This window comes from Pyramidobacter sp. CG50-2, assembly GCF_003612005.1.
In the GTDB taxonomy this organism is placed as follows: Bacteria; Synergistota; Synergistia; order Synergistales; family Dethiosulfovibrionaceae; genus Pyramidobacter.
In genome coordinates, this window is record NZ_RAWT01000100.1 from 1 (window position 1) to 1268 (window position 1268).

Annotated in this window: 1 pseudogene; it reads right to left on the minus strand. The window is 64.4% G+C overall.

The window, feature by feature from the left end:
• A pseudogene (locus D7D26_RS11935) lies at nt 1-1139 on the minus strand (hypothetical protein); the annotation flags it as partial.
• Nucleotides 1140-1268: the final 129 nt, after the last annotated feature.

Here is a 1268-nt window from a genome sequence, read left to right on the forward strand (position 1 = left end):
GCCGTATTTGTGCCGTTTACATGAACGTAGCCATTGGAAATACCTTTCAGTTGCGCCACGTTCACGGCGTCGGTATCCTGCGTACCGGCTGCAACGCTGGTGATCTGGCGGGTCGTGCCGGCGCCGTTACCGATGGACAGCGCGCCTTTCGTCGCTTTCCATGTGCCGTTATTGGCCGTCGATGCCGCGCCGGCTGCAAAATCCCAGCCCGCTATACCTGCGGCGCGATTGGCGACAGAAGCAGTGCCTAACGCCACGCCGTCTTCCGCCTGCGCGCTGGCACCGCTGCCCAGCGCCACGCCGTTCTTACCGGCCAGCGTCACGCTGGCCGTGCGGCCGAGGGCGAGGCCGTTCAAAGCCATCACGTTGGCGCTATAGCCGACCGCCACGCTGTCGGTAGCGTCGACTTCGCCGTTGTATTCGGCCGTCACTGCCCCGATCACAGGATCAACTGTGACCTTTTTAAAACCGGTCGTTCCCACGCGCGCGCCCTGACCGATGACGACAGCGTTCTTGGATGTGGAACCGACGGCGCTGTTGTACCCGCCGACGAAGGCGTCCTGCCCGCCGGCCTTACTGCTGTTGCCGACGACCGTCGCACGAAGGCCCGTGTTGACGTTGCTTTCGCCGACGGTATAGGCATTGTTAGACCCAATTTTATTGTTATAACCAAAAGCATAAGAAGTCGTACCCGAAATTGTGTTCGTCGAGCCCCAAGCCTGGGAAAAGTTCCCCCATACGGCATTCTTGAGTCCGAAAGCGTAAGTCGTCGAGCCGTTGGCAGCGTTCTCGCGCCCAATGGCGACACTGGAGGCGCCCTTCGCCGTATTCAGGCGGCCGAAGGCGACGCTGTCGTTTCCTGCCGCGTTGTTGCCCACTCCGATCGCCACGGAATTGCCGGTATTGGCGACGTTGTTGACGCCGAGTGCGGTGGCGTTGCCTGCGTTGGCGGCGTTGTTGGCCCCCACGGCCAATGCACCCACGCCTTTGGCCGTAGCCTTGTAACCGATCGCCGCGTTCTGCGCATGGTTCGCCGACGAATCAACACCGATGGCGACGCCCGGGCCTTCGCCGGGAGGGTTCGTGGCTGGAGCCGCCGATCCCGGCACGGGGCGCATCAGCATCAGCCCCAGCGCCACGGCGGTCAGTGTGCCGTTTTTCAGGACAGCTAAGAAGCTTTTTTCATCGAGGGAGGGGGGGGGGGGGGGGGGGGGGGGGGGGGGGGGGGGGGGGGGGGGGGGGGGGGGGGGGGGGGGGGGGGGGGGGGG